The organism is Nesterenkonia sp. YGD6 (assembly GCF_022565895.1).
Lineage (GTDB): Bacteria > Actinomycetota > Actinomycetes > Actinomycetales > Micrococcaceae > Nesterenkonia.
Map to the genome: position 1 here is coordinate 1 of NZ_JAJOYY010000005.1, position 24,439 is coordinate 24,439.

General features: G+C 65.9%; 20 protein-coding genes, 3 tRNA genes and 1 pseudogene. 7 read left to right on the forward strand and 17 right to left on the reverse strand.

Annotated features, from left to right (window positions below; translation table 11 throughout):
* Together LTI14_RS08835 and LTI14_RS08840 are read right to left on the reverse strand one after the other, a co-directional pair.
* A pseudogene (locus LTI14_RS08835) lies at positions 1 to 382 on the reverse strand (histidine kinase); the annotation flags it as partial.
* A 586-nt stretch (positions 383 to 968) separates the two neighbouring features.
* Positions 969 to 1,472 carry a sigma-70 family RNA polymerase sigma factor gene (locus LTI14_RS08840; RefSeq protein ID WP_241476299.1) on the reverse strand — a complete coding sequence of 168 codons (504 nt, stop codon included), beginning with the start codon at positions 1,470 to 1,472 and terminating at the stop codon, positions 969 to 971.
* Positions 1,473 to 2,295: 823 nt separating this feature from the next.
* Here LTI14_RS08840 and LTI14_RS08845 point away from each other — a divergent pair.
* Positions 2,296 to 2,598, forward strand: coding sequence for a histone-like nucleoid-structuring protein Lsr2 (locus tag LTI14_RS08845; protein ID WP_241466304.1), 303 nt, complete (start codon positions 2,296 to 2,298; stop codon positions 2,596 to 2,598).
* A gap of 354 nt (positions 2,599 to 2,952) precedes the next feature.
* On the opposite strand, the gene LTI14_RS08850 is transcribed toward LTI14_RS08845, so the two are convergent.
* The 3 genes from LTI14_RS08850 to LTI14_RS08860 all read right to left on the reverse strand — a co-directional run bounded on the left by LTI14_RS08850 (position 2,953) and on the right by LTI14_RS08860 (position 3,359).
* Positions 2,953 to 3,025: transfer RNA gene (locus LTI14_RS08850), tRNA-Phe, on the reverse strand.
* Between the two features lie 62 nt (positions 3,026 to 3,087).
* Positions 3,088 to 3,161, reverse strand: a tRNA-Asp gene (locus LTI14_RS08855).
* 125 nt (positions 3,162 to 3,286) lie between these two features.
* Positions 3,287 to 3,359, reverse strand: a tRNA-Glu gene (locus tag LTI14_RS08860).
* Between the two features lie 104 nt (positions 3,360 to 3,463).
* Here LTI14_RS08860 and LTI14_RS08865 point away from each other — a divergent pair.
* Positions 3,464 to 3,829: a metallopeptidase family protein gene (locus tag LTI14_RS08865; RefSeq protein ID WP_241466305.1), complete on the forward strand. Its 366-nt coding sequence runs from the start codon at positions 3,464 to 3,466 to the stop codon at positions 3,827 to 3,829.
* A gap of 447 nt (positions 3,830 to 4,276) precedes the next feature.
* Positions 4,277 to 6,328 (forward strand): C40 family peptidase, encoded by a 2,052-nt coding sequence (locus LTI14_RS13250; RefSeq protein ID WP_342357746.1) that lies wholly within the window; start codon positions 4,277 to 4,279, stop codon positions 6,326 to 6,328.
* 148 nt (positions 6,329 to 6,476) lie between these two features.
* Here LTI14_RS13250 and LTI14_RS08875 read toward each other — a convergent pair whose 3' ends face one another.
* From LTI14_RS08875 to LTI14_RS08890, 4 genes are all read right to left on the reverse strand, one after another.
* Positions 6,477 to 7,652 (reverse strand): universal stress protein, encoded by a 1,176-nt coding sequence (locus tag LTI14_RS08875; protein ID WP_241476300.1) that lies wholly within the window; start codon positions 7,650 to 7,652, stop codon positions 6,477 to 6,479.
* Between the two features lie 140 nt (positions 7,653 to 7,792).
* On the reverse strand, positions 7,793 to 8,827 hold the full coding sequence (locus LTI14_RS08880; RefSeq protein ID WP_241470904.1) for a glycerophosphodiester phosphodiesterase: 1,035 nt from the start codon (positions 8,825 to 8,827) through the stop codon (positions 7,793 to 7,795).
* A 109-nt stretch (positions 8,828 to 8,936) separates the two neighbouring features.
* The gene (locus LTI14_RS08885; protein ID WP_241476301.1) at positions 8,937 to 9,893 is read right to left on the reverse strand and encodes an EcsC family protein; all 957 of its coding nucleotides are present in this window, start codon (positions 9,891 to 9,893) and stop codon (positions 8,937 to 8,939) included.
* Between the two features lie 42 nt (positions 9,894 to 9,935).
* Positions 9,936 to 11,231 carry an endonuclease/exonuclease/phosphatase family protein gene (locus LTI14_RS08890; RefSeq protein WP_241476302.1) on the reverse strand — a complete coding sequence of 432 codons (1,296 nt, stop codon included), beginning with the start codon at positions 11,229 to 11,231 and terminating at the stop codon, positions 9,936 to 9,938.
* A 438-nt stretch (positions 11,232 to 11,669) separates the two neighbouring features.
* Between LTI14_RS08890 and LTI14_RS08895 the strand changes: the two genes are divergently transcribed.
* A complete protein-coding gene (locus tag LTI14_RS08895) occupies positions 11,670 to 13,772 on the forward strand; it encodes a BCCT family transporter (protein WP_241476303.1) in 2,103 nt (700 codons plus the stop codon).
* Between the two features lie 117 nt (positions 13,773 to 13,889).
* Here LTI14_RS08895 and LTI14_RS08900 read toward each other — a convergent pair whose 3' ends face one another.
* Positions 13,890 to 14,720: an aldo/keto reductase gene (locus LTI14_RS08900; RefSeq protein WP_241466312.1), complete on the reverse strand. Its 831-nt coding sequence runs from the start codon at positions 14,718 to 14,720 to the stop codon at positions 13,890 to 13,892.
* Positions 14,721 to 14,952: 232 nt separating this feature from the next.
* Here LTI14_RS08900 and LTI14_RS08905 point away from each other — a divergent pair, with 232 nt between their 5' ends.
* Positions 14,953 to 15,609, forward strand: a complete 657-nt coding sequence (locus LTI14_RS08905; RefSeq protein WP_241476304.1) for a hypothetical protein — start codon at positions 14,953 to 14,955, stop codon at positions 15,607 to 15,609.
* A 41-nt stretch (positions 15,610 to 15,650) separates the two neighbouring features.
* On the opposite strand, the gene LTI14_RS08910 is transcribed toward LTI14_RS08905, so the two are convergent.
* Genes LTI14_RS08910 through LTI14_RS08930 form a run of 5 tightly spaced genes read right to left on the reverse strand, consistent with a single transcriptional unit; the run spans position 15,651 to position 20,425 of the window.
* On the reverse strand, positions 15,651 to 16,451 hold the full coding sequence (locus LTI14_RS08910) for a LytR/AlgR family response regulator transcription factor (protein ID WP_241476305.1): 801 nt from the start codon (positions 16,449 to 16,451) through the stop codon (positions 15,651 to 15,653).
* Positions 16,452 to 16,493: 42 nt separating this feature from the next.
* A complete protein-coding gene (locus LTI14_RS08915; RefSeq protein WP_241466315.1) occupies positions 16,494 to 17,819 on the reverse strand; it encodes a histidine kinase in 1,326 nt (441 codons plus the stop codon).
* Positions 17,809 to 19,494 (reverse strand): sodium/solute symporter, encoded by a 1,686-nt coding sequence (locus LTI14_RS08920; protein WP_241470897.1) that lies wholly within the window; start codon positions 19,492 to 19,494, stop codon positions 17,809 to 17,811. The genes LTI14_RS08915 and LTI14_RS08920 overlap by 11 nt, the downstream gene beginning before the upstream one ends.
* On the reverse strand, positions 19,491 to 19,922 hold the full coding sequence (locus LTI14_RS08925) for a hypothetical protein (protein ID WP_241476306.1): 432 nt from the start codon (positions 19,920 to 19,922) through the stop codon (positions 19,491 to 19,493). Before LTI14_RS08925 ends, LTI14_RS08920 begins: the two co-directional genes overlap by 4 nt.
* A 20-nt stretch (positions 19,923 to 19,942) precedes the next feature.
* On the reverse strand, positions 19,943 to 20,425 hold the full coding sequence (locus LTI14_RS08930; RefSeq protein ID WP_241466318.1) for a hypothetical protein: 483 nt from the start codon (positions 20,423 to 20,425) through the stop codon (positions 19,943 to 19,945).
* Between the two features lie 285 nt (positions 20,426 to 20,710).
* Here LTI14_RS08930 and LTI14_RS08935 point away from each other — a divergent pair, with 285 nt between their 5' ends.
* Both LTI14_RS08935 and LTI14_RS08940 read left to right on the forward strand, forming a co-directional pair.
* A complete protein-coding gene (locus LTI14_RS08935) occupies positions 20,711 to 21,037 on the forward strand; it encodes a DUF4212 domain-containing protein (protein ID WP_241466319.1) in 327 nt (108 codons plus the stop codon).
* The gene (locus LTI14_RS08940; protein ID WP_241476307.1) at positions 21,034 to 22,710 is read left to right on the forward strand and encodes a sodium:solute symporter family protein; all 1,677 of its coding nucleotides are present in this window, start codon (positions 21,034 to 21,036) and stop codon (positions 22,708 to 22,710) included. The genes LTI14_RS08935 and LTI14_RS08940 overlap by 4 nt, the downstream gene beginning before the upstream one ends.
* A 167-nt stretch (positions 22,711 to 22,877) precedes the next feature.
* Here LTI14_RS08940 and LTI14_RS08945 read toward each other — a convergent pair whose 3' ends face one another.
* Positions 22,878 to 23,738, reverse strand: coding sequence for an NAD-dependent epimerase/dehydratase family protein (locus LTI14_RS08945; RefSeq protein ID WP_241476308.1), 861 nt, complete (start codon positions 23,736 to 23,738; stop codon positions 22,878 to 22,880).
* Positions 23,739 to 23,904: 166 nt separating this feature from the next.
* A complete protein-coding gene (locus LTI14_RS08950; RefSeq protein WP_241476309.1) occupies positions 23,905 to 24,399 on the reverse strand; it encodes a CBS domain-containing protein in 495 nt (164 codons plus the stop codon).
* Between the last annotated feature and the right edge of the window lie 40 nt (positions 24,400 to 24,439).

Here is a 24,439-nt window from a genome sequence, read left to right on the forward strand (position 1 = left end):
CCGTGGTGAGGTCGGTGAGTCGGATCGGGTTGCTGCTCTGGTTCACCGCGCCCAGGACCCCGTGCCCGGCGGGCAGGTCTCCGATCTTCTCGGCCACGTGCTGCGCCATCCCGACGTGGATGAACCGCTCGAGGGAGCCATCAGCGGCGATGACGCCCAGTGCGGCGTACTCGGCGTCCGCGACGGTCCTGGCCTCCTCGGCGATGCGCCGCAGAACATGTTCCAGGTCCAGATCGCTGGCCACGACGTTGCTGGCGTCGAGCAGGGTCTGCAGTCTGCGCTGGGAGCTGAGGACCCGGATAGTGCGCGCGATGGAATCCCCCACCGCACCATTGGCTTCAAGCTTCGGAAGGTAGGTCACCCGAAGTTCATCGGAATCCATAACCCTCCTGGCAACGAAGCCTGACCATATGCCCGCCTCGGTGGGCCCGAGACCAACCGAGCGCGGTGATCGGGGCGTACTGCTCGGCGTCTTTCTCCGCGTCCAGGCAGTTCTTCCCGTCGCACGTGCGACGGGTGAATCTTGAGTGCAAGTTCCCGGGTCGCCGTGGGGAGGGTGCTCGGCGAGCCTTCGTATAGAACAATCAATCACCTTTTCGGCTGGAGACGTCAGCGCCTCATGGTTTTGTGGCACCACTTAGAGGACCCGGTGCCGCATGGTGGAGGGTCCATAGGGGTGATACGTCACCAACTGCGAGCGCGTTCAAGGTGATTCCGAAATTTCTTCCCGACAGTGTCCCGGAAGCAGTGCCGTGGCGCTGCGCTGACCGATGATCATGGCGCAGCGCTGATCGTGGGTGGATCAATCGGCAACGATCGGTGCCCCGCCTGTGGCGGTCACCCGGGCCACCGACGCGGTCGAGCTCGCGCATATGCACGCCAGGTCCGCGAAGGCCGATACCAGGAAGGCGTTCATCATCGCGGAGACCGCTCGCACCTTGCCGACCGCACTGCGCTCGATCGCATTCTCAGACTTCCAGTGCCGTCCGCAGCGATCTCAGCCCGTAGTACATGCGCGTCCGCAAGGTCGCGACCGGAACTCCTGTCTGTTCCGAAAGCTCTTGATATCCAACGCCGTGCAGTTGAACAGCAACGATGACCTCGCGGTGTTCGGACGTGAGCGTAGCCAGAGACGCATAGAGGTCCAACCGCTCCACGAGGAGGAGATCCTCTGTCCCCGGCTCGGTCGCCCCCTCGATCCCCTCCGGACCCGATCGCGCCGGGTGCCGAGCGCGAGCTCGCAACGCGTCCGCGACGAGGTCCCGTTCGATGGCGAACAACCAGGCTCTCACCGAGCCCCGTTCACTGCTGTACTGCCCTCTGTTCCGCCAGGCACGGATGAAGACCTCCTGAACACAGTCTTCCGCCTCGGCCCGGTCACCCAGCGCGTTGAGTGCGAACGCAAAAAGAGCAGACCCGTGGACAGCGAACGTTGCACAGACGTCGAAGGGCGCCTCACCTTCGTGACGCATCGAAAGCTCCCTCTGGTGCCTCAGGACTGCGGGATTCATTTCTCTGAGCGCTGCACCCCATGGCGTCACGGCCCGGACAGGTGCCGAAGCGGTGAAACTGCTGTGCGTTCGAACCCCGGATCGCTGGAGAAACAGGGAACCTTGGACCTGGCCACGACGAGAGTCTGCGCTTCCCGTCGGTGCGGGTGAGCCCCACGACGCCCACTGGCTTTCCTTCCCAGTCCGCCGTTGACCGTCTCCAGCCGGCCAGTGACCTCCGGTCGGGCCAGCTGTGCGCTCTGGTGCTGGCGACGGGAAGACTCGCACAGAAGCTGCTTTTCACGGTCAGTTGATCAGGCATCGGAACGGGCCTTCCCGTTGCCAGAGCCGGGCTCCGTGCAAGGAGGCTGACTAGCAACGAATAGCTAATACAAATTTGAACTAAATCTCTACCAGAGTATCCATAAACCATCCGGGGTCCATCGAATGTGATAAATCTCACAAACAAGCGGGAAGCTTCAGCCCCTCGCACTAAACCTTTCGCCGACCCTGACCAGCTCGTGATCAGTGATGATTCTCGTGCCGCCCATAAGACGAGGGTGGTAAATGTGTCTCTGCTTTATATGACCAGACCCACGGTTCAGCCAACCTGTCGGGCACTCATGCCCGGACATCTACTCTTCTTTCGAATTAAATTTTTATTTGGGACAAGCTTGAACGCAGGGCACCTTTCCGGAGTAACCATCATTAGCTATACCTTCTGCAGGACTTCTCCTTGCAGGAGTCGATGCGATGGACGAGGCAGGTACTGCCTCATCCTCGATTAAGCAGTGAGGTGTTGAATATGGCTCAGAGGATTGAAGTGGTGCTCGTCGATGATCTTGACGGCAGTGAAGCGAAAGAGACCGTGGCTTTTGGTCTGGATGCTCGGTATTACGAGATCGACCTCAGCGATGAGCACACGAAGGAGCTGCGTGAGACGCTGAAGCAGTACATCCGCAAGGGGCGGGTCATTGCCCCTCCGTCACCGCAGAATGAGGCTCGGCAGATTCGTGAGTGGGCGGTGAACAACGGTTATCAGGTCTCCACGCGGGGCCGATTGCACCGCGACATCGTTGAGGCCTATCGCAACGCCAAGAAGCGCTAGAGAGCGATGAATACTTCAGATGGGTGGAGCCTGGAAGCGCACGCTTCCAGGCTCCACCCATCTGTGAAGTACAAGCTGCTGCGCCTCTTCTACGGCTTCCCGAGCACTCGGGCATCCCACTGTGCGGGCGAGATGGAATCACAGGCCCTGGAATCCTTCCATCACCCGTGTCGTCTGCATAGACGCTGAAGGCGGCCACGGATGCAGCCAGAGTCGTAGAGAAGCAGCTCGCTGGACTGACCTGAATATCCGGGATCTCCGGAATGCGCGACTGGATGCAGGTTCGCACCTGACCCCAGACACAAGAAAACCCCTGGAGATCCAGGGGTTTTCTCACCCGATACCGGGTAAAGGTGGCTCCGACCGGCGTCGATCCGGTGACCTTTCGATTTTCAGTCGAACGCTCTACCAACTGAGCTACAGAGCCATAAATCGCCAACTGCGACGACGACTCGCTCTCCGCCCAGATTCTCTGTACAGAGAGTGAAGCGACCCTGACGGGACTTGAACCCGCGACCTCCGCCGTGACAGGGCGGCGCGCTAACCAACTGCGCTACAGGGCCTTACTTTGTGCCGCTCGGCACGAAGTGAAACCTTACCAGTCCCACCCCTTCGATCCAAATCACACTTCCGTGAGATACAAGACCATGATCCGCGACTTGCCATCGCAGTCCCCGTTTCACCGGAGTACCCCCAACGGGATTCGAACCCGTGCCGCCGCCGTGAAAGGGCGGTGTCCTAGGCCGCTAGACGATGGGGGCCCGATCCCTAGTGGGAACCTGTAAAAGTTTAGGTCCAGCACCCCCGGAGAGCAAATCCGCCGGCGAAGACCCCCTCTGGGTGCGGGTCTCTCTAGGATGAAGCCATGGTCTTTCCCATGAGCGACGAGGAATTTGACGCCGCCTCCACCGAAGCCCTGAACAGCATTCCCGCAGAACTGGCCGACCAGCTCGAGAATGTGGCGGTCTTCGTCGAGGACCGATACGAACCACAGTCATGGGAGGATCCCTCGACGGTGCTGCTGGGGCTCTACGAGGGGACCCCACTCACTGAGCGCGGCGGGGAAGGCTGGTCCATGCCGGATCACATCACGCTGTATAAGGAGCCGATCCTGCAGATGTGCCACAGCCGCGAGGAAGTGCTCGATCAGATCACGATCACGGTGATCCACGAGGTGGCCCACTTCTTCGGGATCGACGATGACACTCTGCATCGTCTCGGCTGGGGCTGAATACAGCGGCGCCGAGGATATCGGCCGCCACCTATAACGCTATTAGCACAGTGTTATTGCAATGTCGGGGAGGCTCAACCTTCAACCTACTTGAAGGTTGCAACTAAGGCTTTGTGCCGCTAGATCCCCGGAATGACAGGGAAGTAGCCCTCCATAGCTTGATCACAGGAACGACACGACCTGTTGCCAAGATGACAAATCCACAACTATCGTTACCGGCGTAGCGCCAAAAGGCTCGAATCGCGTTTCCCATCGTTACGCTTCGGCCTCTGGATCACACGGCTATCACCGCACGGCGATCACCTTTTTGATTGAGGGTTTTTAAACTGTCTTTCCCTGGGTCCGCCTGGTCACGTGAGTCCAAGAGCTGAGGCAACCGCGATTCGAACCTTGCCCTGTGAGACGGGCTGCGGCGCTTCCCCAGTGAGGACTAAGTGAGGATCTACCGTGAAATACCGTCGCAATCTTGCGGTGGCCGCAATTACTGCCGCCGTCGTGACGACAGCGTTGGTCGGGACAACTCTCCCCGATCTGGTGGCCGATCGCGCCGCCAATGCCGTCGAACAGAATGATAAGAACTCCGCCGACTCAGTCACTTTGACTGAACTCCCCGCGGTTCCATCCGCCAAAGAGATCTCCACCGCCCGGGACTCGTCCCAGGCCACCGAACAGATGATCGACGAGATCTCTGACCGGATCTCCCAGGCCAGCCAACGTGCGCTGGAGCTGGAATCTGCAATGCAGGAAGAACACCAGGCCGCCGTACAGGCACAGGTCGACGCCGATGAGGCTGCCGCTGCAGCCGATGAAGCGCGCACGGCCGCTGAGGAGACTCAGGCGGCTGCCGTGGAGGCGTACCAGGAACCTGAGACTTCCGTCGCAGAGGTCCTGCTCACCGAAGAGGACAGCCTGGCCGACGCCGCGACTGACACACGGCTTCAGGAGCAGGCTGAACAAGACGCCATCGCCGCAGAGCAGGAGGCCGCCGAGGCCGAGAGCCTTGCCGAACAGGCTCGCCAGAACTCCACCAGCGCCGCTGAGGCCAGCGCGAACGCCGAGCGCGCCACCGAGACCACCCGCACCGACGTCGAACAGGTCGGTGAGCGGCTCCAGGAGCTCCTCGAGAACCTGATGGAGCTTGAGGGCTGGGAAGGTGACCTGCAGAGCTTCTTCGAGCAGATCCTCGGCAACAGTGAGTTCGTCGACGAGAACGGCGAAGTCGATCACGAGCAGCTGAGCTACCGGATCACCGCGCTTCGCGCAGACGCCGAGCAGGCTCGCATCACCGATGAAGCCGCTGAGGAGGCCGCCGAGGCTGAGGCAGCAGCCGCCGCCGAAGCTGAAGAGGCGGCAGCAGCAGAGGCCGAAGCCGAGGCCGCCGCCGCGGAAGAAGCTGAGGCAGCAGCTGAGGCCGCAGCTGAAGAGTCGGAGGCCGCCGAAACGGCAGCAGCCGCGCAGGCAGCGGCCGAAGCAGCAGCAGCCGAAGAGGCAGCCGCTGAAGAAGCAGCAGCCGAAGAGGCCGCCGCTGAAGAAGCAGCCGAAGAGGCAGCAGCAGCTGAAGAAGCCGCCGCCGCGCAGGCAGCCGCCGAAGCAGCAGCAGCCGAAGAAGCCGCCGCCGCGCAGGCAGCGGCCGAAGCAGCAGCAGCCGAAGAGGCCGCCGCTGAAGAGACTTCCTCGGAAGGTGCGGCCGGGGAAGCCGCACCTTCCGAGGAGCCACGGCCTGCGCCGGCCACTGCGCCTGCACCGGAGCCCACGATCGCGTCGTTCAGCAGTCTCAGCACGAGCATGCAGACGCTGATGCGCGAGGGCGCTGAGCTTGAGGCCTCCTTCAGCGGAGGCGCTCAGGACTACTACCGGGCAGTGTTGAGCAACGGAGCACTGACCAACGCGGACGGAAATGCCTCGTGGAACAAGATGCGCTGGCACGTGGACTACCTCGCAGCCCAGGTCGAACCAGAACCTGAGCCCGAGCCGGCACCAGAGCCGGAGCCCACCCGGGCCCCTGCGCCCGTCCCGGAACGCACGCAGGCCCCCGCGCCTGCCCCGGAGCGCACGCAGGCCCCCGCGCCTGCCCCGGCACAGAACCCGGCACAGAGCCAGGCGCAGTCCTCGAACGTGGTCCCGGCCAGCAGCAACTCCAACGGTGTTGAGATTGCGATCAACTGGGCCGTCGCGCAGGCCAACCGCGGCGACGTCAGCTACGTGCTGGGCGCCAACGGTCCGAATGCCTTTGACTGCTCCTCCCTGGTGCAGCAGGCCTTCGGACAGGCCGGAGTCAGCATGAGCCGCACCACGTTCAGCCAGGTCAACGAGGGACGGGCAGTCTCCGTGGGTGACATGCGCCGCGGGGACCTGGTGTTCTTCGGCAGCGCCTCTGCACCGGGCCACGTGGGCATCTACCTCGGCAACGGCCAGATGGTCGATGCCTCGAACCCCGCTCGTGGACTCCAGGTCCGCTCGGTCTACCAGACACCCTCAGTCGTGCGCCGCATGATCTGAACCACCACACGCACAACTGAATGACCTCTCACTGGTTCTCCCGCTCGCGGTAGGGCGGCGAGACGGATCGAAGATGAAGATGATGAGGGCCCCCGGCGTCGGACACCGGGGGCCCTCATTTCTCTGTGTCTGGGTCAAGCGGGGAGCGTCAGTCTCCGAGCATCGGTCCGAACTCAGGGCGGTCCTCCAGCCGCGTGTCCTCGTTGTCCGGGACCACCATCAACGGGCCCTCCGCGTGGTGCAGCACGCCCTGGGAGGTAGATCCCAGCAGCATCCCCGCGAAACCACCACGGCCGCGTGTGCCGATGACGGTGAGCTGCGCGCCACGAGTCTCCTGGACCAGGACATCCACGGCGGTGCCGTCGATCACCTCGGCTTCGATCTGCAGTTCCGGGTAGTGGCTGTGCAGCCAGAGTCGACCCGCTTCGAGCTTCTCGCGCAGCTCCTGCAGCGCCGCGTCGTTGTCGATGCTGGTCGGGATCCAGACCAGCGTCGCGCCCACCGGCGGCAGCGCGCACACGATGCGCAGGCTGGTCCCCCGTTCGCTGGCCTCACGGGCGGCCACCAGCGCGGCGACGCGACCGAAGTCCGATCCGTCCACGCCTGCCGCCACCGGACGCGAGTCCTTGGGTCGGATCGGGTGCGCACCCTCGGCGATCACCGAGGCGGGCGCGGCGCTGCCCGGCGGAGTCGCATGAGTCGTCGTCGCACCCTGGGCCGGCCCACCCACGAGCGGGATGGCTCCGGTGGCGGTGGTCACGGCATTGGACTCCTTGGACGAGAACTTCAGCGGCACCAGGACGGTCGGACACTTGGCGTGGGCCGGAAGCGCAGATGAGACAGACCCGAGCAGCCGCCCGAGGAACCCGCCCCGGCCGCGGCTGCCGACCACCAGGACCACGGCGTCGTGGGAGTAGTCCAGCAGCACTCCGGCCGGGTCCCCCGACTCGACCTCGTAGCGGACCTCCCCGGGGTAGTCACGCAGGAATTCCGCGGCCTGCTCGATGACCTTCTCTGAGCCTTGACGCAGCGCCGAGTCATCCATCAGCGCGTAGCCGCCGTCCATCGAGGAGGCGGCGAAGGCCGGGATCGAATACGCGGTGACCACGGTCAGCAGCAGCTGGCGGCGATGAGCCTCGGCCGCGGCCCAGTGCGCGGCGCGCAGCGACTGCTCCGAGCCGTCCACACCGACGACGACGCCGCAGACCCTGCCCCGCGCCGAACGGGCCGGGCGCGGTGTCTCTTCTGCCGCGGGCGGGTGGGACGCGCGACCGCTGCGCAGGGAGGCGCTGTCTGGGGGTTCACGGTGCGGTGCGGGGTTCATGATGAGCTCCTGGAGGCCGTGGCGGTCAGCTTGGGCCCATGATATCGCTCCATGTCGACTGAGACATCCGCGGGTGGCCGCGTCATCCGAACGCCGCTGATCCGAGGGTTCGCCGGGCTCGGCGCAGGGGCTCGGCGCGCTCAGCTGGCAGAGGCGACCGTCTGCAACAGTCGTGCGGGGTAGTTCGTGGTGATCTCCTGAACCCCGAGATCGATGAGCAGCGCCGCGTCCTGCGGGGCATCGACCGTCCATACGCGAAGCCGAGAGCCCCGTGCCACCCAGGCCTTGACCTCGGCCCGATGGTCTTTGACGTAGGCGAGTCCGGGACCAGCGATTCCGGCCCGTCCGTTCCAGACCAGCGTCTCGGAGTCGCGAAGGGTTCCGCGCATCACGGCGGCCACCACGGGCCGGACCGCCGTCGCCAGCGGCATCTTCTCCAGCCGTTTCTGCACCTGCGCCTCGGTGACCGAGCTGAGCAGGGCGCAGAGCTTGTCCGGGGCCACCATGTCCGCCAGGTAGAGCAGGGATCCGGGGTAGAAGCTCATGAAGGACACGGTCACTGCATGTTGGCCGAACTCACCGGCGGGAATCGCCGACGTCTCTGGGTCCCATCCGAAGCGCAGCAAGGTGCGCAGCACCTTGGTCTCCAGCCGATCCCCATATGGCGAGGGGTGCTTCAGCTCCACGGCGAGGTCGAGATCGCGACCGGCGTCGATCATCAGCTCCAGGACGTCGGCGAGGGTCATCAGCTGCTGATGCTGGGTGCCGTAGTCGCCGGGAAGCTTCGGCGTCTTCCAACTGGTGACGTCGAGGCTGCGCATGTGGGCCAGACTGAGCTCCGCCACCGAGCCGGTGCCGTTGCTGGTGCGGTCAACCGTGGCGTCGTGGAAGCAGACCGGCTCACCGTCAGCGGTCAGGTGCAGGTCGATCTCCAGGCCGTCTGCACCCTCCTGGATCGCCCGGCGGTAGGCCGCACGGGTGTGCTCGGGAAACAGTCCTGAAGCCCCCCGGTGCGCGAAGACCCTTGCCCGCCGACCGCGGGAGTCCGTTGGTGCACCGAGATCCAGCGGATCCTCCGGAGAATGATCGTGCAGCAGCGCGGTGTCCAGGCTGACCGGTGGAGCCGGCCGAAGCGCGCCGCCGGACTCCTGGTTCTGGGCGAGTTCCAATGTCACAGTTCCAGACTGGGCCTAGAGGGACAACGGGGCGCGTCGATCGGGTGGCACATTCGGGAAAGCTTCAGTGAACATGGAGTGAATGACCTCGCGGTGTGGGGTTGGGTGTTCAGCGCCGGGGCGCGTCTGCCATGGGGCGGGTGGTTTCGAGCGCGTCGGCGGAGGATCTGTCGCCGCGGCGCTTCTGGGATCCACGCGCAGCGAGGATCTCGCGCTTGCGTCCGCGGCGCTCCCTGCGCTCGGCGCGCAGCCGCTCGCGCTCCAGCGCTCGCTTCATGTCCGCCACCAGGGCCGCAGGCGTCTGCTCGGGCAGCTCACCGAAGGTCTTGTGGGCAGACTTCACGATCTGACTGGCCAGTCGATGGTTCGCGGCGCCTCCGACGACCATCCCGATGCCGAAGGGAATAGCGCGGCCGATCATCGTCGTGCCCGAGCGGATGAAGAATCGGCGCATGAACTGCCGCTTGATCTGGTTGACCACCAGTCCGGACACCCCGGAGGAGTTGGCGGAGCTGTTCATCGGGACCAGGGAGGAGAACGGGCCGGCACCCTTGCCGCCCGCCTGTTGGGAGAGCTCCCCCAAAAGCTGGCGGCCCTGATCGCCGAGCATCACACCCATCACCAGCAGCTTCGCCCGTTCGGGGTCTGCGGTGCTGATTCCTGAGAGTTCAGCGATCGACTGCGCGTAGAGCGCGCAGGCCTCGAGGAAGCTTCCCGTGGCCGCCGCGGAGAGTCCGAGTGAGGTCACGGTGCCCACTGCAGGCACTGCCGCGGTAGCGCCGATCAGGGCGCCTCCGCCGGTCATTCCGCGGGTGAAGTCCTTGTCCAGCTGGGCGGCCAGCTGGTGATTGGAGAAGCTGGGGTGCGCCTTGCGCAGCCTGCGCAGATTGGCCAGCACCAGCGGCCGCTGCACGGTGACCGCCCGGGTCAGCCAGGTCTCCGCACGCGGGGTCAGCTTGCCGGAATCGTCAAAGGCGTGACCCTTGACCATGGATACCGTCTGCTGGGCGAAGAAGCCGGAAGCTGCAGCACCCATGAGTTTCCCGTTCCCCGAAGACTTCTTCATGGCCTCAGTCTAGGGTGTGACCCCGACCAGATGGGAAGCCATTCAGCTCCCGGCGATGTCCAGCCAGACGAGTCGCCCGACCGGCGAGTCAGGGTCGGCAGGGTCCACCAGGTTGAAGCCGAACTCGCCCTCCGCGGGCCAGAAGACGCCGGAGCTGTCGACGTCGAGGGCGGCAGCGGGGAGCACGTACGAGGATCGCACGGCATCGCCGCCGGTCAGTCCGTGGGTCGCCTGAGGATCTGCGGCAGCGTCGCGGCGCTGCGGCAGCGGCTCGTCGGTGATCGCCTCGGGGCCCGGGTCCTGGATGGTGCCGTCGTCCAACAGCGAGGCGAGCTCTGGGACCTGGCGGTTGGGCCAGGTCTGAAGCTCCTGCGCGTCGGCAAGGCTGCCCGCGACCACGAATGGCGTGCCGGACTCGAGGCCACCATAGGCGCCCTCGTCGTCATAGAGGTACCAGGATGCTCCGGAGACGAACTCCGCGACCATCCGGCGCTGGTCCTCACTGCGGGCGACGTCGGGCGTCGTGGGCCCGGGAGGGCCGTTGAGATCGGTGGCCACGACGTGCACGTGATCCGCCTCGCCTGGAACCTCGACCGGAATGTCCCACAGGCTGGTGCTGGGCAGAGGCAGCACCGACTTCTCAAGATCGGAGAACTCGTCCGCGGGCATGGAATTCTCCGGCATGTCCTGCCAGAGGAACTCCTGGAAGGTGCGGACCTCATCCTCAGCGATGGGGTAGGTGGAGAAGACCGCCATGCCGCGCTCCCCCGCGTACCGGCCGTAGCCCAGCGCGTCGGCGGGGCCACCGATCCGTCCGTCTCCGTCCAGGTCCGCGCCCGAGTCGATGCCCGAGTTGGTCGGCGCCGTATATACATGGGAGTACTTGATGCCGGTCTGGCCGTTCTGGCCGCGGGAGAGGTACTCGTCATTGACCGTCGTGGCGATCTGCTGGTGCTCGTCGTAGCTGAGCCCGGTCAGCACCAACACGTCGGGGGCATTGACCTGCACGGTCTCGGCCAGGACCCGGGCCTGCGGATGCATCCCGCCGTGGAGCTCTTCAAGGACCTCCGCGGAGGAGGCCCCGCGGATCTGCGCGTGAAGGGTAGCCACCCGGATGTCCCCGGCGCCCTTCTCCACGGTCGTGGTCAACTCCTGGGACTCAGGCGTCACGAGGGGCTGCCCCGGGGTGGGGTAGTAGGAAGCGGTGGTCGCGCCTTCGGCGGCGCCGCTCCCGGTCTCGCTGCTGATGCTGTCGCTGGTGGTGGTCGTGGCGTGCGCACCGGAAGATCCAGCCACTAGCAGACCGGCCACGAGGCAGCTGGAGAAACCGCTGCGCATGAATCCTCTGGCCCGCAGCTCAGATCGTTGCTGGCCATTGGGCATGGGTTACACCGTAATGCGGCACTCTGGCCGTGCCAAGCCCAGAACGCAACTTGTGGAAACAGTTACCAAGGCGTAACAGTGGAAATGAGGAGCGATCGACCTCCGCCGCCGGGCCGGGCCGTGATGAAACTCTCCCCCGGTCGCCAGCAGTTGCATTATAAGACCAACGGGTGTGTAAATAGAAGATATACGCTTCAAATTCGAGAGTGCACGACACTTCTGGCGACGACGCAGAGTTCTGCCGACAGTCGCGTTGGCGCAGGGAACCAACCCCGCCGCAGCGACCGGAGAGCCGACGTCGTCGTTTTCTGTGTCTGGAACGAATTGATCGCTGCGCACTGAATCGTCTTGCACATGACTAGAGAACACTCTCACTTCACCGAGGAGGACCACATGGCTTCGCAACCCGAAGCTCGACTACGGGACTGGTCGCCGGCTGACGCCTGGCGCGGCCTGAACAAGCCCGTATTCATCCCCGCCGTGCTCATCATCGTCGCTGGCCTGATCTTCGCAACCATCTGGGGCGAAGCCAATGGCGCTGAAGCTTTCGAGACGCTGAACGCCACCATCGTGAACACCATCGGCTGGTGGTATGTCCTGGTCGCCACCGGTTTCGTGGTCTTCGCCCTCTGGGCCGGAGCCTCCAAGGTAGGCAACATCCGTCTGGGTCGCGACGACGAGAAGCCTGAGTTCTCGCTCGGCTCCTGGTTCACCATGCTCTTCGCCGCAGGCATGGGCATCGGACTCGTCTTCTGGGGCGTGGCCGAGCCGCTGTGGCACTTCATCGCTCCGCCAGACGTCACGGGAGCCGTCGGCATGGACGCCAGCGGCGAGATGGTCGCGGCGGGCGAGTCAGCCGCCATAGGCGCCGCGATGGGCCAGTCCGTCTTCCACTGGGGCCTGCATGCATGGGCCATCTACGTGGTCATCGGACTCGGCATGGCCTATATGACCTTCCGCCGCGGACGCCCACTCTCGGTGCGGTGGCTGCTGGAGCCGATCTTCGGCCGCAAGCTCATCGAGTCCTGGGTAGGGCACGTGATCGATGTGGTCGCGATCGTCGGCACCGTCTTCGGCATCGTGACCTCACTGGGGATCGGGACTCAGCAGATCGCGGCCGGCCTCGGCTTCATGGGATGGATCGAGGATCCGGCGAACACCGTTCTGTTGACCATGATCGTCGTGGTCATCATGGCGATCGCCACCTTCTCGGTGATCACCGGCGTGAACAAGGGTCTGAAGTGGCTCTCAAACTTCAATATGGTCCTCGCCGCGCTGCTGGCGCTGTTCGTCCTGATCGCGGGTCCGACTCTGTTCCTGCTGCAGTCTCTTGTAGGCAACCTCGGCGAGTACCTGATGGCCTTCCCGCAGCTGTTGTTCGAGACCGGGGCCAGCTACGCCGGCGGTGAAGATGGCGGCTGGTCCGCCGACTGGACCATCTACTACTGGGGCTGGTGGATGAGCTGGGCGCCCTTCGTCGGCATGTTCATCGCGCGGATCTCCCGCGGACGCACCATCCGTCAGTTCGTCATGGGCGTGCTCCTCGCGCCGACCCTGGTCGGACTGATCTGGTTCACCATCTTCGGCTCCTCCGGCATCTGGTACCAGGTGACCGAGGGTGTCATGGTGGGCGAAGACGGCAGCATCGACACCGTCGGTGCAACCTTCACCCTGCTCGAGCAGCTGCCCCTGGCGTCGATCACAGCGGTGGTGGCCATTCTGGTGATCGCGATCTTCTTCGTCACCTCCGGAGACTCCGGCTCACTGGTCACCGATGTGCTCTCCTATGGCGGACGCACCGAGACACCGAAGCTGACCCGCGTGTTCTGGACTGTGTTCATCGCGATCACCGCCATCGTGCTGCTGGCAGCCGGAGGCGGAGAGGCCGCAGATGCCTCCCTGCGCGTGCTGCAGGTCGCTGCGATCAGCGCGGCGGCTCCGATGTCCATCGTGATGGTTCTGGCCGTGATCGCTCAGGTCCGGATGTTCAACTACGAGACGAAGACGATGCCTCGATACGTCCGCATCCGGCCCACGGCCAGCAAATCGGCGCTGGTCGACACCGCGCGCAATGCTCCGGGCGGCGGGGACTCGGCTCCAGGCGTGCACCGGAACGTGCGTTCGATCCTCACCGGTCAGCGCGCTGCGCTGAAGGGCTTCCTCGGAGGCACCTCAGCAACTCTGGCCGGACTGGACAAGCCCACCTCCAAGGAATCAAGCATCTCCACGCCGTTCGACTCCGACGACATGGTGTTCGCGATCCAGGACGTCCCGCCCCACTCCACCGTGGTCAACCCGCAGACGGGCACCATCGGCTGGGACGAGGACGTCGCGTTCAACGATCCGATCGCCGATCAGGTGTTCGCGACTCCGGAGTTCGCGGATTCCGCCACCGGTCAGCAGTGGGAGTCCGAGCAGATCTACGACGAGGCCGTCGGAAACAGCGAGGTCGAGTCAGATCCTGACACGCCCACGGGTGATGACACGCAGCGCTGATGCACTGCGCGATCTGATCACGTGAAAGAAGGGCGGGCCCCAGTTCAAATGAACTGGGGCCCGCCCTTCTCATCTGCCCAGCCGTGTCCGGCCGGATCAGACACCTCCTGCTCGGGATCAGGAGGGGTTGAACTCACCCGGGTTCGGGCCGGTTCGACCGTCGCGCTCAAGCCCGTCGATGGCTGAGAGCTCCTCCTCGGTGAGCTCGAAGCCGAAGACGTCGAAGTTCGACGCGATCCGATCCGGGGTGACTGACTTGGGGAACAGGATGCGTCCACGCTGAAGGTGCCAGCGGATCACGACCTGCGCGGGAGACACCTCGTGCGCCTGGGCCGCGGCGACCACGGGCTCGTCCTCGAAGACGGCACCCTGCGCGAGCGGGCTCCAGGCCTGGGTCTTGATGCCGTGCCGGTCGTTGGCGTCCTGGATGTTGCGCTGCTGCAGCGCAGGGTGGATCTCCACCTGGTTGATCGCTGGAATCACCGTGCCGGCCTCGACCACACGCTCGAGGTGTTCAGGCAGGAAGTTCGAGACACCGATGCTGCGCGTCAGTCCCTCGGCCTGGAGCTCCTCCATCGCCTTCCACGCGTCCAGGTAGGCCTCGTCGGCTGGTGAGGGCCAGTGGATCAGGTAGAGGTCCACGTAGTCCAGGCCGAGCTTCTGCAGCGAGGTGCGCAGCGCCTGCTTGGTGTTTCCGGCCTTGAAGTCGTTCACCCAGACCTTGGTGGTGATGAAGAGCTCCTCGCGAGGAATGCCCGAGGCAGCGATGGCGCGTCCCACGCCCTCTTCGTTTCCATAGACGGCGGCGTTGTCGATGTGCCGGTATCCGACCTTCAGCGCTTCGGCGACCACCTTCTCGGCGTCGTCGGCTGGAACCTGCCAGACCCCGAAGCCGAGCTGGGGGATCGCGGTCCCATCATTGAGTGTGATCGTGGGAACAGTAGCCATCGGCAACCTCTCTCATCCTGCGTACATGTCTGAGGGCAGCCCTGCCCTCGTGTTGTGTGAACCACGCAACAGTCAGGATCATTCCATGAGGTCGGTCGACAAGGGTCCATTTCCGCAGACCCCTCGTCAGAGTGCCTACTCACTGGTCAGCCGATGCAGACGGGCCTAAGCTGAAGTCATAGGAGTGCACCGTGCCGGGCGCCGCTCCTCCGCACCGATCAGAGGATTCATCATGGCCGCAGAGGTCACCGCTTCACGACGCCGAGCCACTGGGCGCACCCTGCTGATCGTCTCAGCCCTCGGCTGCGCGGGATTCGCCGGTTGGTCGTTGGCGCAGCTCCAGCTCACCACTTCCGAGACGTTTCTCTCGGAAGCGTGGCATGCCTTCGGGCTGATCGTCTTCGCGGGGCTCTTCGCCCTCGTCGCCTGGCGCCCCCGGGCCTACCCCGGCCTGATGGAGCTGACCATCGTGCACAGCATCGGAATGTTCGTGCTGGCGTTCCTCAATCAGGACGCGACCGGCGCCACGGCGACCATGATCCTGCACGGGCTGCTCGCGGTGGCTCTGCTCATCGCCTATGTCGTCCTCGGCTGCATCAAGGCGTGGGGACACCAGCCGGCGACGGAGCAGCCACCGTCGGCCGCCGCGAAGCGACCCGAGGCCACGCGCGATCCCGTCACCGCCGCGAAGGACTCCAGGACGAAGGGGCAGCAGAGCCGCCAGCCGGCTGCCGGGAACACCCCGCGGGGGCTTGACCGGACTCCCGAAGCGCCGGCGCAGCCAGGCACCCAGGCAGGCGCCGCACCCCACGCGCAGCCCCCGCAGACCCACACCGCGCCGACGAGGCCATTGCCGCAGGATCTTCCCGAAGATCGCCCGCGCCCCTGAGCGCGCCTGGGGACGACCGGACACCCGGAAGGGTCCGGGCCTCACACCCCGAGTCGACGGCGCAGCTCGGGTGCGTGCCGTCGGGAGACCTCTACCCGGCTGCGCTGGCGATCATTGAGCACCAGGACCAGTGCACCGCGGAAGTCTGGCACCAGCTCCCGGACGTAGCGCAGATTGACCAGATATGAGCGGTGCACCCGGAAGAAATGGCCCTGGAGGCGACGCTCGAGCTCATTGAGCGAGAACGACACCAGCACGCGATCATCGGTGAGCTTCAGCGAGGCGTAGCCGCGCGCCGCCACGGCGTAGACGATCGCATCACCGTCCACGAGCACCGTCCGGCCGTCCTTCTGCACCGGGATCCGCACCAGCTGCTGCGCATTTCGTCGGAGGGCGGCCTCGGCCCGGGCGGGCTCCGGAACTGCCGCAGCTGAGGCCGCCGCGGCCGGTGACGAGGCGGCCTCGGCCCCGGCGAGCGCGCGTTGTACAGCTCGCTGGAGCCGGTCGGCGGAGAACGGCTTGACCAGGTAGTCCGCGGCCGCGAGATCAAAGGCCTCCACGGCGTGATCGGGGTAGGCGGTGGTGAAGATGACCTGAGGCGGGCGCACGCCCTCGGGAGCACTCGCGCCGCGCAGCCGCTGCGCGACCTCCAGTCCGGTGAGCCCGGGCATGCGGATGTCGAGGAAGACCAGGTCGTAGGCAAGAGAGTTCAGCAGCAGGAGCGCCTCTTCACCATTGGTGGCTTCTCCCACCACTTGGACGCCGCCGACCTCCTCGAGCAGGAACCGGAGTTCCTCGCGGGCAGGAGCCTCGTCGTCCACGATCAGAGCGCGTGGGTGCATTGACTCAGTATAGGGGGAACATCCAGGTCACTGTGATCGCGGTCACCGAAGCGGGATCTGCAGCTCCACCACGGTGCCTCCGGAGCGCGGGGTCGAGATGGAGAGGTCATAGCGGTCCCCGAACAGCGAGTTCAGCCGTTCGGTGATGTTCTGCAGGCCGACACCGGCATGCTTCGGGTCATCGGTGAGGGTCTCACTCCCGTCGAGGCGACCGGCTCCGTCGGCCATCTGCGCCAACACCTCGGGGGCCATCCCTACGCCGTCGTCGCTGACCCGGATGCTCGTGGTGCGCGCCAGCGGGTCCACTCTGGCCCGCAGATGCACGGTCCCGCCCGCGGGCTTGCCCGCGATGCCGTGCTTGACCGCGTTCTCCACCAGCGGCTGGATCATCAGCACCGGCACTCTGGTGGTGAGCACCTGCGGGTCGATGTCATAGCGGACCTTGAGCCGGTCCCCGAAGCGCGCCTGCTCCAGCGAGACGTAGGTGCGCACGAAGTAGTACTCCTGGGCGAACTCGGCGTAATGCCCCTCCTGGCGCACCGCGTAGCGGAAGAACTCGGAGAGCCGCAGCAGCAGCTCGCGGGCCTCATCGGGTCGGGTGCGAGCCTTCGAGGCGATGGTGTTGAGGATGTTGAACAGAAAGTGTGGGTTGATCTGGGCGCGCAGCGCGTTGAGTCGCGCATCGGTGGCCAGCTGCTTCTCACGGTCGAGCTCGGCCAGCTCCAGGTGCAGCGAGAGCATCGCGGCCATGTCCTCGACCAGCTGACGCGGCGGGATGTCGGCCTCGGCCTGGTACACCCCGAGGGTCCCGATCACCCGGGCACCCACGCGCAGCGGCACGATCACCGCGGAGGTCAACTCACAGTCGGGCTTGCGGCAGCCCACACCGGCGCGGTCGCGGACCACCTGGGTCCGGCCCTTGGCGATGGTGCGCGGGGCCGCGGAGGTCTGCATCTGGGCCCCCTCGCGGTGGTGATCCGCGCCAGGTCCCACATAGGCGAGGATCTGCTCGCGGTCGGTGATCGAGACGGCATCACCGGAGAGCATCGGGCGCAGCAGCTCGCAGGTCCGCCGGGCGGCCTCCGGGGTGAGTCCGGCGCGCAGCGGCATGGAGCGTCCCGCTGCGGCGAGGTTGCGCACCCCACGGCTGACCTCGACCTCCCGCGGTGAGACCGGACGCTGGCGACGCCGACCGGTGGCCCCGCGCAGCGCCGACGGGTACCCCAGCACCGCTCCGACCGTGAGCCCGAGCCCGAGCCCGAGAGTGGGAAGCATCGGCAGGGCCGGGTCGGCGAACACCTGGGTGCCGAGATAGACCAGCATCCAGATCAGCGTCACTCCCGCTGCCAGCATCGCGCTACCGCGCATCCACGCCTCCTCGGGTCAGTCGGGCCATACGTTCGGCGCGGCGATCCGCCGCGGTGCCGTGCATCCGCACCCAGTGCGCCTGGACCCCGTCGGGGGCCCTGGTGCGCAGCGAGACCAGCACCACCACCGCCACCGTGATCGGCGCGACCACCAGGGTCGGAGCGGCAAGAAGCTCGCGCAGCCAGTCGGCCTCGATCAGTCCGGCCGTCATGAACATGCTCACCGAGAGGGTCGCCCCGGTGAGCAGCCCGGCCAGGGAACCGGCCGCCGTCGTCCGGTGCCACCAGATCGCGAGCACCAGCACCGGCGTCAGTGCGGAGCCGGCCACGGCGAAGGCCCAGGTCACCATGGTCGCGACCAGCGAGGGCATCGCCGGGGCGAAGGCCTCGGGGCGCAGCGCGATGGCCAGTCCCGCCGCGAGCGCTGCGCCCAGCAGCGTGGTGATCCGCCCGGCCCACACTGCCTGGCGCTGCGTGGCGCGGGGGTTGATATGACGCTCATAGACGTCGTGGCCCCAGGTGGCCGCCGAGGCCAGCAGCAGCCCGGCCACCGTGGACATGGCGGCGATCAGGGCGGCGGCGGCGATCAGCCCCAGCCCGGTCTGCTCGCCGTAGATCCGGCCCAGCACCGGCAGCGCGTGCTCAGGGGTGTGCAGCACTCCGTCGACGGTGAGCTCCTGAAGCCAGGGCCTGCCCGCGACGGCGTCAGGGATGATGTCCCGTGCGGCGGTGCCCAGCATGATCGCCATCGCGTAGAACGCGCCGATGAGCACCAGCACCCAGACGGTGGTGGTGCGGGCGGCCTTGCCGGTGGGAGAGGTGAAGTACCGGTTCATCACATGCGGCAGCCCGGCGGTGCCGAGCCCCAGGGTGACCACCAGCGCCACCTGACCCAGCGGCCCGTAGCGGGCGCCGGGCTCACCGAAGAGCGCCGGCTCCCCCGGGTGCATGTGGTTGGTCTCCTCGGTCAGCGTCCACTCCTGCCCGTCGGCGCCGCCGAGCGTGGGGTTCGCCAGCGGGGCCTCGCTCAGGCTCTGCACGGCCTCCCCATAGCGGAAGCCGTCCGCGGTGACCACCACGGCGAGCCAGACCAGCGCGGCGAAGAGCAGCAGGAACTGCACGGCCTGGTTCCAGGTGGTCCCGCGCATCCCCCCGAAGGCGACGACCACGGCGACCACCGCAGTGGAGAGCAGCACTCCGGTCGCGTAGGGAGAGAGGCCCAACAGGCCCTGCCCGACCAGCAGCTCCCAGGTGATGCCTCCACCCACCGACTGCGGCACCAGATAACAGAGGATGACGAGCTGGACGACACCGACCGACGCCAGCCGGACCGGATCCGAATCCATCCGGCGGCCGAGGAAGTCGGCCAGCGAGAACTCCCCGAAGCGGCGCAGCGGAGCCGCGATGAGCAGCAGCACGGGCACGAAGCCGGCGGCGAAGCCCACCGCATACCAGGCGCCGTCCAGACCCGAGACATACACCGCAGCGGCGACCCCGAGGAAGGAGGCGGCCGAGAGGTAGTCCCCGCAGATCGCCCAGGAATTGGTCATCACACCGACCCGCTGGCCCGCCAGATAGAAGTCCACGGTGGAGGGGCCCCGAGGGCGGCTGATGAAGGAGACTCCGAGCACGATTATCAGCACCGCGGCCAGTGTCACCACCGCGGTCGAGGTCACTTGAGCTCCTCCCCTGCGGCGGAGTCGTCGTCGAGTCCGTGCTGACCCCCGAGCATGCGCGACTCCACCGAGGCACTGAGCCGAGCCGCAGCGATGCCGATGATGGCGAAGACCAGGTAGAGTCCGCCGGCCGCGGCGACGAAGCCGGGGCTGAGGTCTCCGAAGACCCGCGCCTGGGTCCACCACTGCAGCGTCATGGTCAGCACCGGGAAGGCGGCCACCAGCACCAGGAAGACGACGAAGTAGGCCAGCGCCACCCCGCGCTGGGCGCGGAAGGCGGCATCGACCTCGGCGGGGGTGTCACGAACCTCGTTGTCAGAGGGAAAGTCAGAGTCCGCGGGGAAGTCGGTACCGGCGCGGTGTTCGCCGGCCGAGGGAGGACCCGGGTGAGGGGATTCCGGCGTCGAGCCTGCAGAAGACGGCTTCACCTCCTCAGGTCCATGTCCCCTCAGGCGGGGAGCCACGTCCGGTACATGTTCCAGGAGGACTTGAGCAGGACCACCGCGCCACCGCCGGCGAGCACGAGACCCATGCCGGGCAGGAGCCCGCCCCAGGCGCCGGAGCTGGCCGAGAAGGCGAGGATGTTCCAGGTCTGCAGCAGCACGATGCCGGTGACGATCAGGCCTGGGATCCCGGCGTGGGCGATCGCCAGCTTGCGGCGCGGCACGAACGCGCCGGCGAAGGCCAGGAAGCCCACCGCCAGGGTGATCACTCCGGGGCCGTCGGTGCCGCGCAGAGCGTAGGTCTCCCCGGTGACCTGCGCCATGAAGGGCAGGTAGACCCAGGGAAGGAAGGCCGAGACGATCAGCATGAGACCGCCGAGGATCATGGCCTTGCTGCCGGGGTGGAAGACGCCCCAGCCCGTGGCGCTGCCAGCCTTCAGCCGCGCGGTGATGCCGCCGTAGATCCCTTTGTCCGCTGTCGTGGTCATGCCGTCATCCTAGATGTGATCGGCGCCACAGACGAAGCATGCGCCGGAGAAACTGATCAACGGCGGCTTCCGGGCGTTGAGCGGCGTATTCCGGCAGGTGAACGGTGATTCTGCTTGACTGACCCGCTCAGCGCGGGATTCGCGCCGCTGGCAAACACAGATGCACCGCTGGAGGTCCCCGGGCTTGTGATTTGTGCCACATTTTGACTTTCTTAGACCAGTCCCTGCGCATCCGCGTGGGTGAATCGCCCCGCACTACTCGCACTAGGAAGAAGGGAGTCTCCCATGTCCGATGTGGCACATGAGGGAACCTCCGGCGGTCCGCCAGAGGCGGAGGACACCAGTTGGCGCAAGCGCTACTGGAAGAAGAACCTCCGACTGATGATCACCCTGCTGGTCATCTGGTTCACCGTCTCATTCGGCTTCGGCATTCTGCTGATCGAGCCGCTCAACAACATCGTGATCCTCGGCTTCCCACTCGGCCTCTGGTTCGCCCAGCAGGGATCGATCTACGTCTTCGTGATCCTGATCCTGGTCTACGCGCTGTGGATGGACAAGATCGATGACGAGTTCGGCGTGGCCGAGCGCAACGAAGAAGGTGGTTACAAGTGAACGAGACTCAGTTCTGGACCTTCTTCTTCATCATCCTGACCTTCGGCATCTACATCATCATCGCGTGGCGCTCTCGGGTGAAGGAGACCAAGGAGTTCTACGTCGCCTCTCAGGGCGTCCCGACCCTCGCCAACGGCGCCGCGGTCGCGGCGGACTGGATGAGTGCCGCCAGCTTCATCGGCATGGCCGGCCTGATCGCCTTCCTGGGCTCCGACGGCTCCGTCTACCTGATGGGCTGGACCGGCGGCTATGTCCTGCTTGCACTGCTGCTGGCTCCCTACCTCCGTAAATGGGGCAAGTTCACGGTGCCCGAGTTTGTGGGCGACCGGTATTCGGAGTCGGTGCGCATCGTCGCGGCCATCGCCGCGATCGTCGTCTCCTTCACCTACGTGGTCGGCCAGATGGCCGGCGGCGGCATCGTCTTCAGCCGCTTCCTCGGACTGAGCGTCGAATGGGGCGTGGTGCTGGTCGCCGTCGTCATCTTCATCTACGCAGTGCTCGGCGGCATGAAGGGGATCACCTACACCCAGGTCGCGCAGTACACCGTGCTGATCATCGCCTACCTGATCCCGGCCTTCGCCGTGGCCTACCAGACCACGGGCATCCCGGTTCCGCAGATCTCCTACGGGCAGATCCTCGCGGAGCTGGACTCGCTCAGCGTGGAGTTCGGGCTCAACGAGTTCACCGAGGCGTTCTCCGGCCGCGCAGGCGGCCAGATCGACGTCTTCCTGGTCACGCTCTCGCTGATGCTGGGCACCGCAGGTCTGCCGCATGTGATCATCCGCTTCTACACGACCAAGACGGTCCGCGGTGCTCGCTACTCGGCCTTCTGGGCCCTGTTCTTCATCTCGCTGCTCTACCTCACGGCTCCTGCCGTGGGTGCCTTCACCAAGCTGAACCTGCTTCAGGGTGTGCAGGGCCAGGGTCCTGACAGCCTGCCTAACTGGATCAACACCTGGGCTCCGACGGGTCTGGTGACTGTGAACGAGGACGTCGAGACGATCGGAACCGTGTCCAACCTGGCGACATCCGGGGCGGACCTGATCGTCAACAACGACATCCTGGTCCTGGCCTCACCGGAGATCGGCGGGCTTCCCGCTCCGATCGTCGGCCTGATGGCCGCCGGCGGCATGGCGGCAGCCATGTCCACCGCGGCAGGTCTGCTGCTGGTCATCTCCTCCGCCGCTTCGCACGACCTGTACTTCCGGGTCTTCAAGAAGACCGGTGCTTCCGAGAAGGAGCAGATGATGGTCGGACGCATCGCCATGGGCGTTGCGATCCTGTTCGCCATCTGGGCCGGCATCAACCCGCCGGCATTCGTGGCCCAGGTGGTCGCGTTCGCCTTCGGCCTCGCAGCGGCGACCTTCTTCCCGATCCTGATCCTCGGGATCTTCTGGAAGAAGGCCAACGGTCCGGGTGCCACCGCAGGCATGCTGACCGGTCTGGCGTTCACCGGAACCTACATGATCTACACGCTGGAGGTCTTCGGAACCGGCGCGAACGATCACCTCTTCAACGTCTCTCCCGAGGGCATCGGTGCCATCGGTGCCGCGATCAACTTCATCGTGATCGTGGTGGTCTCCAAACTCACGGCGCCGCCGAGTGAGCACGTGCAGGAGATGGTCGAAGATATCCGGTACCCGCAGACCCGAAAGGCGAATGTGCGTTCCTGAATCGGCCTGCTGCGGCAGACCCACACAGACAAGCGGCCCTCGCTCCATCACTGGAGCGGGGGCCGCTCGTCTGTGGCCTGCGGTTCCGAGCCGACGCTGGGTTCGAAGCTGAGGGTTGGTTCGGAGCTGACGCTGGGCAGGCGCAGGGCCCGCGGTCAGCCTGAGGGTCAGCCCGAGGCGGGGTCTGTGGCATCGCGCCAGGAGTGCCTCGGCTCGTAGCCGAGCTCCCGGCGGGCCTTCTCGATGGAGAGCAGCGTGTCATTGACGCCGAGCTCACCGCGCAGCGCGACCTCCGGGAAGACCTCTGCGACGAGTTCCGCGTTGGGCCGGGACATCACCGTGTCCGCGGCGGCGATGATGTAACGCTCGAACCCCGGGCCGGCGACCTCGAGGGCTCGCTGGACGGCCTGGGCGCCGTCGCGCGCGTCGATGTAACCCCAGAGGTTCCACTTGCGCAGCCTCGCGTCGGAGTCGAAGGCCGGGAAGTCTGCGTAGTCTTCGGGGTTCATCACATTGGAGAAGCGCAGCGCGGTGATCGAGAGCTGCGGGTTCCAGCGGACCAGTTCGACCGCCATCTGCTCCTCGAGGTGCTTGACCAGAGAGTAGGTGGACTCGGGCCGTGCGGGGTACTGCTCGTCCACCGGGATGTAGGGCGGAGGGGTGTCGAAGGGCAGTCCCAGCACGGTCTCGCTCGAGGCGCAGACGATCCGGTCGATCCCGAGCCGGGCTGCGGCCCAGAAGACGTTGAAGGTGGCCGTCACGTTGTTGTGGAAGGTCGCGACGTCGGTGCGGATTCCGGGCGCCGGGACAGCGGCCAGGTGCACCAGAGCGTCCACGCCGTCATGCTGATCCGCGACCCCGTCGAGCGCGTCGATGACCTGGCCGTAGTCGGTCAGATCCAGCTTCACGAAGCCCGGGCCGCGGGTGCCTTCGACATCGAGGCCGATGACCTCATGACCCGCGGATCGCAGCTCCCGCGCCACGACGGTGCCGAGCTTGCCTGTGGATCCGGTGACTGCGATTCTCATGGCGCCTCATTCTGGTGTGTGCTGGGACTGTGTGCTAGATCTCAACGGATCCAGTGGCCACAGTAATCCACAGCGGCGACCAAGCGGGATCTGACTGGTTGCCTTCTTCCCAGGGTCGGTGTGGGTCGATGGTCGGTGTGGGTCGAGAATCAGTGTGGGTCGAGGATCAGTGTGGGGCACGGCCGAGGCCGAGTGCGTCGAACACTGAGGAGGGCTGGGTCAGGCACCAGCTGAAGACCGGGTCTGGGTAGATGATCCCCACCGCATGGTCTCCGTCGAGCACCAGCAGCGGCTGCGCTCCGGAGAGGCGGTACCGGGCCAGCACTTCCTCGATCGGGTCCTCCGGGCTGAGTGGGCCGGGGGCGACCCGGATCAGCGCGGCGCAGCGCTTCTTCTCCCACTGCGCAGAATGCTCCAAGGCCACTTCGGCCAGGGCGGCTTCGGTGATCAGGCCCAGCGGCTGGTGGGAGAGTCCGACGACCAGTGCGGCCGCGTCCAGACCACGCACCAGCGCCGCGGCGTCGCTCAGCGGCGCGGTCACCGAGACGACCGACTCGACGCGGGACATGAGGTCGCTGACGCGGAGCTCGCGCGCCCCCCGCGAGCGAAGAGTGGCGTGGCGGCCGGTGAGCCGTGCGGTCGAACGTGAAATGTGCTCCATAGGCAACCCTCAAGTAGTGAACCGAGAGCCCGCTGCTTGA

What these genes read in the sequence shown, in the direction of transcription:
- LTI14_RS08895 (WP_241476303.1), top strand. Translation starts at nt 11,670, where the DNA reads ATGGCTTCGCAACCCGAAGCTCGACTACGGGACTGGTCGCCGGCTGAC.
- LTI14_RS08915 (WP_241466315.1), bottom strand. Translation starts at nt 17,819, where the DNA reads ATGCGCGGTAGCGCGATGCTGGCAGCGGGAGTGACGCTGATCTGGATG.
- LTI14_RS08890 (WP_241476302.1), bottom strand. Translation starts at nt 11,231, where the DNA reads ATGCGCAGCGGTTTCTCCAGCTGCCTCGTGGCCGGTCTGCTAGTGGCT.
- LTI14_RS08950 (WP_241476309.1), bottom strand. Translation starts at nt 24,399, where the DNA reads ATGGAGCACATTTCACGTTCGACCGCACGGCTCACCGGCCGCCACGCC.
- LTI14_RS08840 (WP_241476299.1), bottom strand. Translation starts at nt 1,472, where the DNA reads ATGCGTCACGAAGGTGAGGCGCCCTTCGACGTCTGTGCAACGTTCGCT.
- LTI14_RS08875 (WP_241476300.1), bottom strand. Translation starts at nt 7,652, where the DNA reads ATGAACCCCGCACCGCACCGTGAACCCCCAGACAGCGCCTCCCTGCGC.
- LTI14_RS08885 (WP_241476301.1), bottom strand. Translation starts at nt 9,893, where the DNA reads ATGAAGAAGTCTTCGGGGAACGGGAAACTCATGGGTGCTGCAGCTTCC.
- LTI14_RS08845 (WP_241466304.1), top strand. Translation starts at nt 2,296, where the DNA reads ATGGCTCAGAGGATTGAAGTGGTGCTCGTCGATGATCTTGACGGCAGT.
- LTI14_RS08905 (WP_241476304.1), top strand. Translation starts at nt 14,953, where the DNA reads ATGGCCGCAGAGGTCACCGCTTCACGACGCCGAGCCACTGGGCGCACC.
- LTI14_RS08935 (WP_241466319.1), top strand. Translation starts at nt 20,711, where the DNA reads ATGTCCGATGTGGCACATGAGGGAACCTCCGGCGGTCCGCCAGAGGCG.
- LTI14_RS08910 (WP_241476305.1), bottom strand. Translation starts at nt 16,451, where the DNA reads ATGCACCCACGCGCTCTGATCGTGGACGACGAGGCTCCTGCCCGCGAG.
- LTI14_RS08945 (WP_241476308.1), bottom strand. Translation starts at nt 23,738, where the DNA reads ATGAGAATCGCAGTCACCGGATCCACAGGCAAGCTCGGCACCGTCGTG.
- LTI14_RS08930 (WP_241466318.1), bottom strand. Translation starts at nt 20,425, where the DNA reads ATGACCACGACAGCGGACAAAGGGATCTACGGCGGCATCACCGCGCGG.
- LTI14_RS08865 (WP_241466305.1), top strand. Translation starts at nt 3,464, where the DNA reads ATGGTCTTTCCCATGAGCGACGAGGAATTTGACGCCGCCTCCACCGAA.
- LTI14_RS08900 (WP_241466312.1), bottom strand. Translation starts at nt 14,720, where the DNA reads ATGGCTACTGTTCCCACGATCACACTCAATGATGGGACCGCGATCCCC.